The 14447-nt window shown below is 65.8% G+C and carries 10 protein-coding genes; 4 read left to right on the top strand and 6 right to left on the bottom strand.

Features of this window, described 5'->3' with window-relative positions; all coding sequences use genetic code 11:
- Nucleotides 1–142 precede the first annotated feature (142 nt).
- The 3 genes from gltB to hemE all read left to right on the top strand — a co-directional run bounded on the left by gltB (nucleotide 143) and on the right by hemE (nucleotide 7215).
- A complete protein-coding gene (gene gltB / locus FGS76_RS12470; RefSeq protein WP_138772986.1) occupies nucleotides 143–4606 on the top strand; it encodes a glutamate synthase large subunit in 4464 nt (1487 codons plus the stop codon).
- An 11-nt stretch (nucleotides 4607–4617) separates the two neighbouring features.
- Complete coding sequence (locus FGS76_RS12465) at nucleotides 4618–6039, top strand: FAD-dependent oxidoreductase (RefSeq protein WP_138772985.1); 1422 nt, start codon at nucleotides 4618–4620, stop codon at nucleotides 6037–6039.
- Nucleotides 6040–6153: 114 nt separating this feature from the next.
- Entirely contained in the window at nucleotides 6154–7215 is a 1062-nt protein-coding gene (hemE, locus tag FGS76_RS12460; protein WP_138772984.1) for a uroporphyrinogen decarboxylase, read from the top strand.
- Nucleotides 7216–7320: 105 nt separating this feature from the next.
- Here hemE and FGS76_RS12455 read toward each other — a convergent pair whose 3' ends face one another.
- The 5 genes from FGS76_RS12455 to FGS76_RS12435 form a co-directional block, all read right to left on the bottom strand.
- Nucleotides 7321–9420, bottom strand: coding sequence for an IgaA/UmoB family intracellular growth attenuator (locus FGS76_RS12455; RefSeq protein ID WP_138772983.1), 2100 nt, complete (start codon nucleotides 9418–9420; stop codon nucleotides 7321–7323).
- Between the two features lie 364 nt (nucleotides 9421–9784).
- Nucleotides 9785–10243, bottom strand: coding sequence for a PaaI family thioesterase (locus FGS76_RS12450; protein ID WP_138772982.1), 459 nt, complete (start codon nucleotides 10241–10243; stop codon nucleotides 9785–9787).
- A gap of 101 nt (nucleotides 10244–10344) precedes the next feature.
- The gene (locus FGS76_RS12445; RefSeq protein ID WP_138772981.1) at nucleotides 10345–11001 is read right to left on the bottom strand and encodes a hypothetical protein; all 657 of its coding nucleotides are present in this window, start codon (nucleotides 10999–11001) and stop codon (nucleotides 10345–10347) included.
- Nucleotides 11002–11343, bottom strand: coding sequence for a 4a-hydroxytetrahydrobiopterin dehydratase (locus tag FGS76_RS12440; protein WP_138772980.1), 342 nt, complete (start codon nucleotides 11341–11343; stop codon nucleotides 11002–11004). It lies immediately after the preceding gene.
- 264 nt (nucleotides 11344–11607) lie between these two features.
- On the bottom strand, nucleotides 11608–12840 hold the full coding sequence (locus FGS76_RS12435; protein ID WP_138772979.1) for an acyl-CoA dehydrogenase family protein: 1233 nt from the start codon (nucleotides 12838–12840) through the stop codon (nucleotides 11608–11610).
- 169 nt (nucleotides 12841–13009) lie between these two features.
- Between FGS76_RS12435 and FGS76_RS12430 the strand changes: the two genes are divergently transcribed.
- Entirely contained in the window at nucleotides 13010–13687 is a 678-nt protein-coding gene (locus tag FGS76_RS12430) for a 2-phosphosulfolactate phosphatase (protein WP_138772978.1), read from the top strand.
- Nucleotides 13688–13702: 15 nt separating this feature from the next.
- Here FGS76_RS12430 and FGS76_RS12425 read toward each other — a convergent pair whose 3' ends face one another.
- Complete coding sequence (locus tag FGS76_RS12425) at nucleotides 13703–14407, bottom strand: ComF family protein (protein WP_138772977.1); 705 nt, start codon at nucleotides 14405–14407, stop codon at nucleotides 13703–13705.
- Nucleotides 14408–14447: the final 40 nt, after the last annotated feature.

Here is a 14447-nt window from a genome sequence, read left to right as displayed (position 1 = left end):
GACCTGTCCGGGTCGGGCCTCGCTGATGTTTGTCGCCTATGCGCTCAGCGTGTAGAATGCCTATCCCTTTTTTGCCGTCGCCGTCTTTTCGACGTCAGTACCGCCTTCTGTAAGTCTCTGAATTTCAAGAGGATTGGTTTTGATGCAGCAGAATTCCAAGCTGGTGCAGGGGCTCTATGAGCCCGGAGATTTCCGGGACAACTGCGGCTTTGGTCTGATCTCCCACATGGAAGGTCAGGCCAGCCACGAGCTTCTGCAAACCGCCATCGAAGCGCTCACCTGCATGACCCACCGGGGCGGCATCAATGCCGACGGAAAAACCGGTGATGGCTGCGGGCTGTTGCTGAAAAAACCCGATTCCTTCTTCCGCAAAGTGGCGGATGAGTTGGGTGTGGAATTGCCCGACACCTATGGGGTCGGCATGATTTTTACCCACCCGGAAGCGGAACCCGCCCGGGCCCAGAAAGCCATCGTCGAGGAACAGCTGCAGGCCCAGGGCCTGAAAGTGCTGGGCTGGCGCGACGTGCCCACCGACCCGTCCTGCCTGGGCGAGTTGGCGCTGCAGTCGCTGCCGGGCTTCACCCAGGTGCTGGTGGCCGCCGACGACGCTTCCGAACAGGAGCTTAACCGCCGCCTGTTCTATGCCCGCCGCCATGCCGAGAAGCGCATCGAGAACGACGGTTATTTCTACGTCTGTTCGCTGTCCGCGTCGGTGGTGTCCTACAAGGGCCTGATGATGCCGGTGGATCTGCCGGCGTTTTTCCCGGACCTCGGTGACGAGTCCATGGAAACCGCCATCGTGGTGTTCCACCAGCGGTTCTCCACCAACACCTCGCCGCAGTGGCCGCTGGCCCAGCCGTTCCGGTACCTGGCGCACAATGGTGAGATCAACACCATCCAGGGCAACCGCAACTGGGCGCTGGCCCGCCAGAACAAATTCGACAACGAGCTGCTGCCGGACCTGGCGGATCTCAGCCCGCTGGTGAACCGCAGCGGTTCCGATTCCTCCAGCATGGACAACATGCTGGAAGTGCTGCTCGCCGGGGGCATGGACCTGTTCCGCGCGGTGCGCATGATGGTGCCGCCGGCCTGGCAGAACGTGGACACCATGGACGCGGATCTGCGCGCCTTCTACGAATATAACTCCATGCACATGGAGCCGTGGGACGGCCCCGCCGGTCTGGTAATGACCGACGGCCGCTACGCGGTGTGCATGCTCGACCGTAACGGTCTGCGCCCGGCCCGCTGGGTAATCACCAAGAACGGCTTTATCACCCTGTCGTCCGAAATCGGCGTGTACAGCTACCAGCCCGAGGACGTGGTCGCCAAGGGCCGGGTCGGACCCGGCCAGATTCTGGCGGTGGACATCGAGAAGGGTGAGCTGCTGCACACCCGCGACATCGATGACCGGCTCAAGGTGCGTCACCCCTACCGGCAGTGGCTGAAAGACAACGCCCTGCGCATCGAGGCCAACTACGACCACGAAGTGGATCGCACCGACGACATCGATCCTCAGGATCTGCTGAGCTATCAGAAGTTCTTCCAGATCAGTTTCGAGGAGCGTGACCAGGTGATCCGCCCGCTGGCGGAATCCGGCCAGGAAGCCACCGGCTCGATGGGCGACGACACCCCCATGGCGGTGCTCAGCCAGCGCCAGCGGCCGCTGTACGATTACTTCCGGCAGCAGTTCGCCCAGGTTACCAACCCGCCCATCGATCCGCTCCGCGAAGCCATCGTGATGAGCCTGGAAACCTGCGTGGGCGCCGAGCGCAATGTGTTCGAGGAAACCTCCGACCACGCCGACCGCGCGATCCTGGCGACCCCGGTGCTGTCCCACTCCAAGTTCACCAATCTGCTCAAGATCGAACGCCCGGGCTACGGCCATGAGCATTTGAGCCTGCACTACGCGCCGGAAACCGGCCTGGAACAGGCGGTGCGCGATCTGTGCGCGGCGGCGGAAAAGGCGGTGGCCAACGGCAAGGTGATCCTGGTGCTGTCCGACCACGGTATCGCCCAGGACCAGCTCACCATCCACGCCCTGATGGCCACCGGCGCGGTGCACCACCACCTCACCGCCACCGGCCTGCGCAGCGACGCCAACATCATCGTGGAAACCGCCACCGCGCGGGATTCCCATCACTTCGCGGTGCTGTTCGGGTTCGGCGCCACCGCCGTGTACCCGTACCTGGCCTACGACGTGATCGCCGATATGGTGAAGAGCGGCGAACTGCTCGGTGACCCGGTGGAACTGCAGAAGAATTTCCGCAAGGGCATCAACAAGGGCCTGATGAAGATCCTCTCCAAAATGGGGATCTCCACCATCACCTCCTACCGGGGTGCCCAGCTGTTCGAAGCCATCGGTGTCGCCAGCGACGTGGTGGACCTGTGCTTCCGTGGCGTGCAGAGCCGCATCGAAGGCGCCTCCTACGAAGACTTCGAGAACGATCAGAAGATCATCGCCAAGGACGCCTGGAAGCAGCGCAAGCCGGTGGACGCCGGCGGCGTGCTCAAGTACATCCACGGCAAGGAATACCACGCCTTCAATCCGGATGTGGTGCACGCCATTCACCGTGCCACCCAGAACGATGATTACGAGGCGTACAAGGAATTCGCGGCGCTGGTCAATGAGCGCCCGGTGGCCACCCTGCGTGACCTGCTGCGGCTGCGTCAGGACGTGACCGCCATCGACCTGGAACAGGTCGAGCCGATCGAAACCATCCTGCCGCGCTTCGACTCCGCCGGCATGTCCCTGGGCGCGCTCAGCCCGGAGGCCCATGAAGCCATCGCCACCGCCATGAACCGGCTGGGCGGTCGCTCCAACTCCGGCGAAGGCGGCGAGGACCCGGCCCGTTTCGGCACCGAGCGGGTCTCCAAGATCAAACAGATCGCCTCCGGCCGCTTCGGCGTGACCCCGCATTACCTGGTCAACGCGGAAGTGCTGCAGATCAAGATCGCCCAGGGCGCCAAGCCCGGCGAAGGCGGCCAGCTGCCCGGTGGCAAGGTCAACGCGCTGATCGCCCGGCTGCGCCACTCGGTGCCCGGCGTCACCCTGATCTCGCCGCCGCCGCACCACGATATCTATTCCATCGAGGATCTGGCGCAGCTGATCTTTGACCTCAAGCAGGTCAACCCGGCGGCGCTGGTGTCCGTGAAGCTGGTGTCCGAGCCCGGCGTCGGCACGGTGGCCTCCGGCGTGGCCAAGGCCTACGCCGACCTGATCACCATCTCCGGCTACGACGGCGGCACCGCGGCCAGCCCGCTGACCTCGATCCGCTACGCCGGCTCGCCCTGGGAACTGGGCCTGTCCGAGGCCCACCAGGCGCTGCGTGCCAACGATCTGCGCGACAAGATCCGCCTGCAGACCGACGGCGGCCTGAAGACCGGCCTGGACGTGGTCAAGGCCGCCATTCTCGGCGCCGAATCGTTCGGCTTCGGCACCGTGCCGATGATCGTGCTGGGCTGTAAGTACCTGCGTATCTGTCACCTGAACAACTGCGCCACCGGCGTGGCCACCCAGCGGGACGATCTGCGCCAGGATCACTTTATCGGCGCCCCGGACATGCTGATCAACTACTTCACCTTCGTGGCGCGGGAAGTGCGCGAGCTGCTCGCCGCCCTGGGTGTGAAGAGCCTGCCGGACCTGATCGGCCGTACCGATCTGCTGGAGCGGATCGAAGGCACCACCGACAAGCACAAGCGTCTCGACCTGACGCCGATGCTGCGCAATGACCATGTGTCGGCGGACAAGCCCACCCATTGCCAGGTGAAAAGTAACGAGCCGTTCGACAAGGGTGTGCTGAACCGCGAGATGGTGGACGAGATGCGCACCGCCGTGGAGAACAAATCCGGCGGGTCCTTCCACTACACCATCACCAACTGCGACCGTTCCGTGGGTGCCACCGTGTCCGGCGAAATCGCCAAGCACCACGGCAACCTGGGCATGGAAAGCGCCCCCATCCGGGTACGCTTCACCGGTACCGCCGGGCAGAGCTTCGGCGTGTTCAACGCCGGCGGTCTGCATCTGTACCTGGAAGGCGACGCCAACGACTACGTCGGCAAGGGCATGGCCGGTGGCAAGATCGTGATCCGGCCGCCCAAGGGCAGCCCTTTCAAGACCCAGGACACCGCCATCATCGGCAACACCTGCCTGTACGGCGCCACCGGCGGCCGCCTGTTCGCCTCCGGCACCGCCGGCGAGCGCTTCGGCGTGCGCAACTCCGGCTCCCACGCGGTGGTGGAAGGGGCCGGCGATCACTGCTGCGAATACATGACCGGCGGTTGCGTCACCGTGCTGGGCCGCACCGGCCACAACTTCGGTGCCGGCATGACCGGTGGCTTCGCCTATGTGCTGGACGAAGACAACGACTTCTTCGACCGGGTCAACCCGGAACTGATCGAGCTGCACCGCATCAGCTCCGAGTCCACCGAATCCCATCGCAGCCATCTGCGCCATGTGATTCAGGAATTCGTGGAAGAGACCGGCAGTGAGTGGGGCCAGCATATTCTGGATAATTTCGATGCCATGAGCCGTAAGTTCTGGCTGGTGAAACCGAAGGCCGCCAGTCTGGAAGACCTGCTCAAGAGCACGCGCGCCAATCCGGCATAACGGGGAAGAACATGGCTGAACGTTTGAACAATCACTTTCAGTTCCTGGATGTTCCGCGGGTCGATCCCAAGAAAAAGGACATCGAGGATCGCAAGGAACGCTACGAGGAAATCTACTACCCGTTCGAAACCCGGGAAGTGGAACATCAGGCCCACCGTTGTCTGCACTGCGGCAATCCGTACTGCGAATGGAAGTGCCCGGTGCACAACTACATTCCCAACTGGCTGAAACTGATCAGCGAAGGGAACCTGATGGAGGCAGTGGAGCTGGCGCACCAGACCAACTCCCTGCCGGAAGTGTGTGGCCGCGTATGCCCGCAGGACCGCCTGTGCGAAGGCGCCTGTACCCTCAATGACGGCTTCGGCGCGGTAACCATCGGCGCCACCGAGAAGTACATCGCCGACACCGCCCTGGCCATGGGCTGGCGTCCGGACATGTCCAAGGTGGTGTGGACCGACAAGAAAGTGGCGGTGATCGGCGCCGGCCCGGCGGGCATCGGCTGCGCCGACGTGCTGGTGCGCAATGGCGTCAAGCCGGTGGTGTTCGACCGCTACCCGGAAATCGGCGGCCTGCTGACCTTCGGTATCCCCGAGTTCAAGCTGGAAAAGCCGGTGATGACCAAGCGCCGGGAAGTGTTCGAGGGCATGGGCATCGAGTTCCGCCTCAACACCGAAGTGGGCAAGGACGTGACCATCGATGAACTGCTCGAGGAATTCGACGCGGTGTTCATGGGCATGGGTACCTACACCTACATGAAAGGCGGCTTCCCCGGCGAGGACCTGGACGGCGTGCACGAAGCGCTGCCGTTCCTGGTGGCCAACGCCAACCGCAACCTGGGCTTCGAGAAAGACGAAGCGGACTTCATCGACGTCAGCGGCAAGCGCGTGGTGGTGCTCGGTGGTGGTGACACCGCCATGGACTGCAACCGCACCTCCATCCGCCAGCAGGCGGAAAGCGTGGTGTGCGCCTACCGCCGTGACGAAGAGAACATGCCCGGTTCCCGCCGCGAGGTGGCCAATGCCAAGGAAGAGGGCGTGCAGTTCCTGTTCAACCGGCAGCCCATCGAAGTGGTTGGCGAAAACGGCAAGGTGGTCGGCGTCAAAGTGGTCGAGACCAAACTCGGCGAGCCGGACAACAACGGCCGCAGCCGCCCGGAACCGATCCCCGGCAGCGAGGAAGTGCTGCCCGCCGACGTGGTGATCGTGGCCTTCGGTTTCCGCCCCAGCCCGGCGGACTGGTTTGATGCCAAGAACGTGACCACCGACGACTCCGGCCGCGTCACCGCGCTGGAGAAGCAGGCGTTCCCGTTCCAGACCAGCAACGAGAAGATCTTCGCCGGTGGTGATATGGTGCGTGGTTCCGACCTGGTGGTGACCGCCATTTGGGAAGGCCGCGAGGCCGCCAAGGGTATTCTCGACTACCTGGACGTCTAACCCGCCTGGTAGAGCAAGGCTGTGTAGGAGCGGCTTTAGCCGCGATTGGCCGTCGGACGCAATGCCGGCCAATCGTGGCTAAAGCCGCTCCTACGTTTAGAAGAGGGTTCACCGATGACCTATGCTGCACTGAAGAACGACCGCTTCCTGAAAGCCCTGGCCCGTGAGCCGGTGGATCGCACCCCGGTATGGATGATGCGTCAGGCCGGCCGCTACCTGCCCGAATACCGCGCCACCCGCGAGAAAGCCGGTTCCTTCATGGACCTGTGCCGCAACGCGGAACTGGCCTGCGAGGTCACCCTGCAGCCCCTGGAGCGTTACCCGCTGGACGCGGCGATTCTGTTCTCGGACATCCTCACCATCCCCGACGCCATGGGCCTGGGGTTGTATTTCGAGCCCGGCGAGGGGCCGAAATTCCGCAAGACCGTGCGCACCGAACAGGACATCGCGGCGCTGCCGGTGCCGGATGCGGAGCGCGATCTGGACTATGTGATGCGCGCGGTGAGCACCATCCGCCGGGAGCTGAACGGCCGGGTGCCGCTGATCGGTTTCTCCGGCAGCCCCTGGACGCTCGCCACCTATATGGTGGAAGGCGGCCCCAGCAAGGACTTCCGCCACCTCAAGGGCATGGTCTATGGCCGCCCGGAGCTGGCCCATGCCCTGCTCGACAAGCTGGCCCGCTCGGTCACCGACTACCTGAACGCCCAGATCCGCCACGGCGCCCAGGCGGTGCAGATCTTCGACACCTGGGGCGGCGCCCTGTCGGCGGAGGCCTACCCGGAGTTTTCCCTGGGCTACATGAAGCGCATCGTCGATGGTCTGATCCGCGACCACGAAGGCCGCAAGGTGCCGGTGATCCTGTTCACCAAGAACGGCGGGTTGTGGCTGGAAACCATGGCGGACAGCGGCTGTGACGCCCTGGGCCTGGACTGGACCATCAATATCGGCGAGGCCCGTCGCCGGGTGGGCGACCGGGTGGCGTTGCAGGGCAACCTGGACCCGGCGGTGCTGTACGCGCCGCCGGCGGCGATCCGCGCCGAGGTGAAACGCATCCTCGACGACTTCGGTGACCACCCGGGCCACATCTTCAACCTGGGCCACGGCATCACGCCCCAGGTGGACCCGGAACACGCCCGCGCCTTTATCGAAGCGGTGGTCGAATTGGGGAGCCTCTGAACCACGCCTTGCGCACCCAGCGTGTCCACGCCCTGCCTGTAAGCCTGAGTACGCAAGACGTGGTTCAGAGGCTCCCTGGCGCCCGCTAGGGCGCCCGCCCTCCGATCAGCCGCCGTATTCCCGTTGCAGGGCCCGGCGGCGGCGTTGGGCGGCCAGCCGGCCGCGCAGCGCCAGCACGCCGTGCACCAGCAGCAGCCCCAGGGCGGCGACCACCCACAGCACCCGTAGCAGCGCCTGGCCGTCCCGGTCCACCCGTTGCGGGTCGAGCACCCAGTGCGGCGCGCCATCCTCGGTGCTGGCGCGCTCAACCAGCACCCCTTCCAGATGAAAGGCCCGCAGGCCCTGCTCGCCATCCTGGGCCCGCAGGGTCTCCCATTTGCGGCCCGCCCGGTCGCCGCTTGGCAGCGCCAGCAGATCCTCGCCCCGGGTGGTGCTGAGCACCACGCCGCCGCGCTGCTGTTCGGCCAGGGCCCCGGCCAGTTGTTCGGTGAGCGGTTGCAGACGCTGCTGCGCCACCCGTGCCATGGCGTCACCCAGGTTATCCAGTTGCCGGCTCAGGGCCACCGCCTCCCGGTGCTCGGGGTTATCTTCCTCGGCCAGGCGGCCGCGCAGAGTGTCCCAGTCCTGTTCTTGCGGGGCGGCGGGAAAACGCAGCGTGTTCAGAGCGCGCCGGCGCAGGTCGTCGCAGGCCGGTGTGTTGTCGTCCGGGCACAGCTCCTGGATGGCGGCCAGCACCTCACGGCCATTGCTGACCACCAGCGGGCGCCGGTCACCGGCGCCGCCGCCGCGCAGCATGGCCATCAATTCCAGGGACCGGTCCCGGCGGGTCTCCACCAGCTCGCCGGCCAGCGCCGAGCGGATCAGCGGGTCCGGCTCCAGGTCCGGCAGGCTCGGCGTGTCACCGCCCCAGCGAATCCGGTCGCAGCGCAGGCGGGCCGGGTCCGTGGCCACCTGGCAGCGGCCCTGGCCGTCCAGCACCAGATGGCGGCCCGGGGAGGGCGCCGCCTCCACCAGCCGCGCCGGGTCGTTGACGGTAAGCGGGCCGGCGCCGGACAGCCATTGCCCGGCCTGCGCCGCGTCCAGCTCCGGCCGCACCGGGCCCAGCAGCGCCACCACCAGGGCCAGCAGGCCCACCAGCGCCAGGGACAGATGGCGGCCCCAGTACACCGGCGGGTGGCGGCGGTATTCCTGGTCCACGGAGAAGCGCCGGTTGTAGTCGACCACGGAATAGTCGTCCACCCGCAGTTCCAGCTCCAGCCGCTGGTCCTGCTCATACTCGATGTACGGGCGCCACTGGTCGGGCAGTTGAAAGGCGAATTTGTCGCCCAGGGCGGGGGCCACGGACACCGTTTGGGTCTGTTCATCCAGCCCCACGGGGATCAGATTCAGATAGCCGGACACCCGGTTCACCTTGCCCGGCGGGCCCGGGCGCCAGGGCCGCCAGATCAGCCACAGGGCCGGCGCCGCGCACAGCAGCGCCAGGGCGGACCAGATCAACAGCCAGGTGAGCGAATCACGGCTGGCGGCCAGGGCCAGGGCGATGAACGCCAGGGTCCAGCACAGACCCGCCAGCAGGCCCAGGCCACGGCCCTCGCGGGCCAGGATTTCCGCCTCGGTTTCGTCCCGCTGCAGCAGGATGTCCACCCGGCGCCGGGCGGCCTGGTCGTCCTCGGTTTCCTCTTCGTCGTTATCGACGATGTCCTGGAGGGCGCCCCGGTCCCCCTGTTCCCACTGGTTGCGGGCGCTCTCGCGGCGGCGGTCCCGGGCGGCGCCTTCCAACAGTTCGAAGTCATTGAGGCGCACCACCACCGCCAGTTTGTCGGCGAACACCACCTCGGCCTGATTGTCGTGGCTCAGGAAGTGCTCGGCGTCGAACGGCAGAATCACCTCCACGCCGCCGATGATGTGGTGCCAGGTCTGATTGCCCTGGTTCTCCACGCCGTGGCGGCGGTATTCGCCGCTCAGCGGGAACACCTCCTCGCTGTGCAGACGCACCGGCTTGCCGGGCCGATCCGGGCGCACCAGAAACGGCTCCAGGGCCTGCCGCTCTTCCGGCGAAAGGCGCCGCAGGGGCTGGGCCTGGCCGCGCAACGCGTTCAGTTGGCGGGCGCTTTCCCGCTTGCGGGCTGAATAAACGATGGCGGAATAGAGCGAGGTGAGGATCACCACGGTGATCAGGATCAGTTTGATAACCAGAAGGCCCATTGCCGGCTCCTTGGGAAACAGGCGGGCATGCTAACTTATCCTGGCGCGGTACGGGGAACGGCGGTGGGAGGGAGTGATCCGGTTCACTGTCCGGTTCGGGTGGGTCCGGTGATGGCCCGGGCCCTTAAATGAAAAGCGCGGCCCGAGGGCCGCGCAAAGATTTCCAGAGACTCTCATATCGCTCGAAATCACACCTTTTGGCATCTAGCCTCCAGGCTTGTTACAAGGCTAGCGCCGCTGGCGGCGAGCTGTCAAGCAGGGCTTTGCATCCACGGCAAGAAGCGTTGTGAGCAATTGGTGAAGAAAGGTGAATCGGGATTGGTCTCATTTGCGAAAAAAGCAATCACCTATGCATTCGCCTTTTTTAATGGCCGATGCGGCGCAGTTGATAAAGGTTGTGACTGATCGCCACCACCTCGCCGTGGGCGTCCTTGAGTTCCGTTTCCCATTCGAAATCGCACTTGCCCTGTTCCGCCGCCGTGGTCTGGATACGCTCGATCTCGCTATCGTCGAGGCGCACTTCCACGGTGATGTCGGTGGTGGCCGGGCGCCGGAAGCGGATGCGCATGTCCTTGACGATGGGGTAGAAGCTGCGCACGTCGAACGAGGACAGGTAGATCACGCCGCCGGGCAGCTCCGCCAGGGTGTAGAGGGCGCCAGCGTACATGATGCCCACATGGTTCAGATTGGGCTCCAGCGGCATCATCATGCGGCAATAGCCGCGCTCCACATCCAGGGTGCGCACGCCACAGCGCTCGACGAAGGGAAAGGTCTTGTCGGACGCCGCCTTGATCCGTTCTTTTTCGGTTTCGCTCAAAGCCATCGGGGTCTCCTGCCGCCATGGGAAAATGCCAGACAATCCATGCTAGCAAAGCCGGCGGCGCACACCGCTGGCGGTAAACACCAAAGCCCTGGTGCTTCTGGTCAGGCGCTGGCCAGAGGGTCGGTGCGGGCCACCGGGAAGTGCATCACAAAGTCAGGCATGTGCACCGCGCCCCGGGACCGGCCCGCCTGCAGCCGCGGAAAATGCTCGCCGTCGCCGCGGGCCTCCCGCAGCCGCGCCAGCCCCAGCCGGCCGCGCACCGAGGGGGTGTAGAGAAAGCGCCGGCCGTCACGGATCTGCCCCAGGGTGCGCCAGTCCGCCGGCAGCAGCGCGCCGGGGAAGGGCAGGGCGGGGCCCAGCCGGTCCAGGGTCAGGGCGGCGATCTCCCGGTCCTGGTAATGCACCGCCACGCGTTCCCGGCGGCCGCGCCGCCGCCAATCGAAACCGGCCACCCGCTTGTCCAGGCCCCAGTTGCGGTTGCCGTTGTCGGCACTCTCCTGGCTGGACACATAAATGCGGCCGATGCTCCAGCGGGTGCGGCCATCGGGAAAGCGAAACGGCCCCGGCATGAACAGCAATTCCTGATAGGGCCCCACCTCGGAGCGCTGGTAATCCACCAGCATCACCAGGGCCGGGCCGCGCACCGGCTCGCCCAGGGCGCGGGCGGCGCCCCCCTGCTGGTGGCGCAGCGAGGCCGGCAGGGAGAGCGCCGCCACGAAAGCGCGGCCGCGCAATTGCCAGGGGGCCGGCGCCTCCATTCAGCGCGGCCCGTACAGGTCGTCGGTTTTCGCGGCGCAGATAAAATCGTTGCGGTGCAGACCGCCGATCTTGTGCGTCCACCAGGTCACCGTGACCTTGCCGTATTCGGTGAGCAGGGCCGGGTGGTGGCCTTCATCCTCGGCCAGATCGCCCACCTGGTTGGTGAAGGCCAGGGCCTCGGCGAAATTCTTGAACGAAAACTGCCGCTGCAGCCGCTCCTCACCGTCTTCCTCGATCTGCTTCCAGTCGGGAACCTGTGGACGCAGCTCACGGGCTTCCTGCTCGCTGATGCGCGGCGCGCCCTTCCGGCACGCCTCGCAGCTTTGTTGTTTCAGGGTCATGGCACATGCTCCTTGTTGGCGAGAAGGTTCAGGCTACAAGCTTCGGGCGACAAGCTCCAAGCTGGGGGCGGCACGGGAGGTTAAAAGTTGAAAGTTAAAAGTTGAAAGGGGCTGGCTGCGAGCCTTTCTCGCGGCCTTTGGCCGGGAGGGGTTGGGCATGGCTCCCTCCACCTGAACGCGGGCACGGCCTTGATGCCTTAAAGGCCTGCCCCGCGTTTGAACTTTCAACTTCCAACTTTGAACATTCAACTTCTAACCCTGCCCCTAATCCCGGCCGATCAGATCCCGGGCGATGGCGATGATCTGCATCTCATCGGTGCCGGCGTAGATCTGCAGGATCTTGGCGTCGCGCATCAATTGTTCCACCCGGGACTCACGCATGTAGCCGTAGCCGCCGTGGATCTGTACCGCTTCGGTGGAGACCTCCATGGCGGCCTGGGCGGCGTACAGTTTCATGGCCGAGGCCTCGGCCAGGGTCATTTGCTTGCCGGCGGCGGTCATCTCGATATAGCGGAACACCATGTTCTGCAGGTTGGCCCGGGCCACTTCCATTTTCGCCAGCTTGAGCTGGATCAGCTGGTTGTCGCCGATCGGCCGGCCGAACTGCACCCGGTCGCGGGCGTAGCCGGTGCACAGTTCCAGGGCCCGTTCCACCATGCCCAGAGCCATGGCCGCCACGCCGGCGCGCTCCTGCAGGAAGGTGGCCTTGGCGCCGGAGCGGCCATAGGCGGTCTCGCTGCCGCCCAGCAGCCGGTCCGCGCCCACCTTCAGGTCGCTGAAGAACAGCTCGCCGGTGGGTGAACTGCCGATGCCCATCTTCTTGAACGGCTTGGACTGCTCGAGCCCTTCCATGCCGCTGTCGAGAATAAAGGACACGATCTTGCGGTCCCGGGGCGCCACGCCTTCCTCGTCGAGCTTGCAGATCAGAATGATGGTGTCGGCGAACGGGCCATTGGTGATCCAGGTCTTGCTGCCATTGATCACATAGCCGCCGTTGCTATCCCGGCGGGCCAGGGTTTTCATCTGGCCGAAGGCGTCGGAGCCGGAGTTCGGTTCGGAGATCGCCCAGGCGCCCACCTTCTCCAGGGTCAGCAGGGGCAGGGCCCAGCGTTCTTTCTGTTCCAGGGTGCCCTTGCTCATGATGGCGCCGCCGGCCAGGCCCATGGACACGCCCATGGCGGTGACCAAGCCCTGGGCATGGCGGCTCAGCTCGATGATCGGGATCATGGTCATGGCGGCCTGTTCCCCGGAGCCGCCGCCCTCCTCACGGTCGCTCCGGTCGGCGGCGGTTTCGCCGGCCTTTTCCCGGGCGATGCGCTTTTCGAAGCTCTGCGTGGCCATGACGTCCATGCCGAAGGTTTTGATCATCTTGCGCAGGATGTCGTAGGGCGGCACGCCGTTGTATTCGATGTCGTCCAGATTCGGCACCACTTCCTTGGCGACGAAGTCGCGCACCATCTTCTGGATCATCTGTTGTTGTTCGTTCCACTCGATCATGACGGTCACCGGTTCGATTGACGATGCCAGGACGCTAGCAGGCCGCCCGGTGCCCGTCATTGATCGAGGTTGACCGGGGGGCTGATGGGATCGGTCAGTGGCCGCCCCGTTTCAGCGGCGCGCCCCATCCTTCATAATGCCCGCTTCATTTCTCAAGCGGGCCGCGCGCATGGAAATCAAGATCGCCCAGGGACACAATCCGCCCCACAACATCAATGGCATCACCGTGGTGATCGATGTGATCCGCGCTTTCACCACCAGCCACGAGGCCTTTGTCGGCGGCGCCAGCCATATCTATCCGGTGTCCACCGCCGACGATGCCTTCGCCCTGCGCCAGGATTACCCGCAAGGCCTGCTGGTGGGGGAAATCGAGGCGCTGCCCATCGAAGGGTTCGACCACGGCAACTCGCCCTGGGAAATCCGCCATACCGATGTGCGCGGTCGCTACCTGATCATGCGCACCACCAATGGCGTGGCCGCCACCCTGCGGGCCCGGGACAGCCGCCAGGTGCTGGTGGCGGCGCTGATCAACGCCCGCGCCACCGCCCGCTATATCCTGGAGAAGGCCCCTGCCACCGTGGTGCTGGTGGCCTCCCACCCCACCGGCGACGAGGACGTGGCCTGCGCCGAGTACATCAAGACCCTGCTGGGCGGCGATGGCATCACCCTGGAAGAGGCCCGGGACCGTACCCTCAACGCCCTGGCGGCCCGTAAATTCCTGGATGGCCGCCACCCGCGCCTGCGCCCCCAGGACATCGAGATGGCCGCCTCCGACGCCGGTGACCAGGGGCTGGTGATGGGCGTCAGCTATGAGCCGGTGCCGCGCATTGACGTGATCCACGGCTAAGGTCCGCGGTCAGGCTCAGCGATGGCTCCCCTCCAGGGTGCGCGCCAGCGCCCACACCCGCACCTCCTCTGCGCCGGCTTCGTATAACGCATGGCTGGCGGCGCGCAGGCTGGCGCCGGTGGTGATCACATCGTCCACCAGCAGTACCCGCCGGCCACGGCTGGCCGGTAGCGCCTGGAAGGCATGGCGCAGGCTGCGCACCCGCCAGGCGCGGCCGTGGCCCTGCTGGGGCGGGGTGGCCCGCCGGCGCCGCAGCAACGGCACCAGCGGCCGCCGCCAATGCCGCGCCAGGGCCGCCGCCAGCCGCTCCGCCTGATCGAAGCCGCGCACCCAGCGGCGCCGCCAGTGGGCCGGCAGCGGGCACAGCAGGTCCGCCTCCGGCCACGGTAAAGGCGCCCCGGTGGCCAGGGTTTCCAGCGCCCGTTCCACCGGCAGCTGCCCCTGATGCTTATAGGCATTGATCAGCCGGTCCAGGGGAAACCGGTAGGCCCAATCGCAGTAACCGGCGCGGAAGCCGGGCGGCTGGCGCAGGCAGCGGCCGCACAGCTCGCCGGGCTGCAGCCCCGGGGCGGGCAGGGCGCACCGGCAAAGCGGGCCGGACAGGGCGCAGCAGCGCTCCAGTTCCCGGCGGCAGTGGGCGCACAGGGCGTCGGCCTCCGGCCGGGCGCAGAGCACGCAGCGGTTGGCGGGAATCCGTTCCTCGAAAAGATTAAAAAACATCCAGATGTAAACCTATGCAATGATCCTTAAGTTGACAGCC

It is taken from the genome of Alloalcanivorax gelatiniphagus (assembly GCF_005938655.1).
GTDB classification, from domain to species: Bacteria; Pseudomonadota; Gammaproteobacteria; order Pseudomonadales; family Alcanivoracaceae; genus Alloalcanivorax; species Alloalcanivorax gelatiniphagus.
The sequence above is the reverse complement of the archived record's forward strand: the minus strand, read 5'-3'. Positions and strand labels throughout refer to the sequence as shown.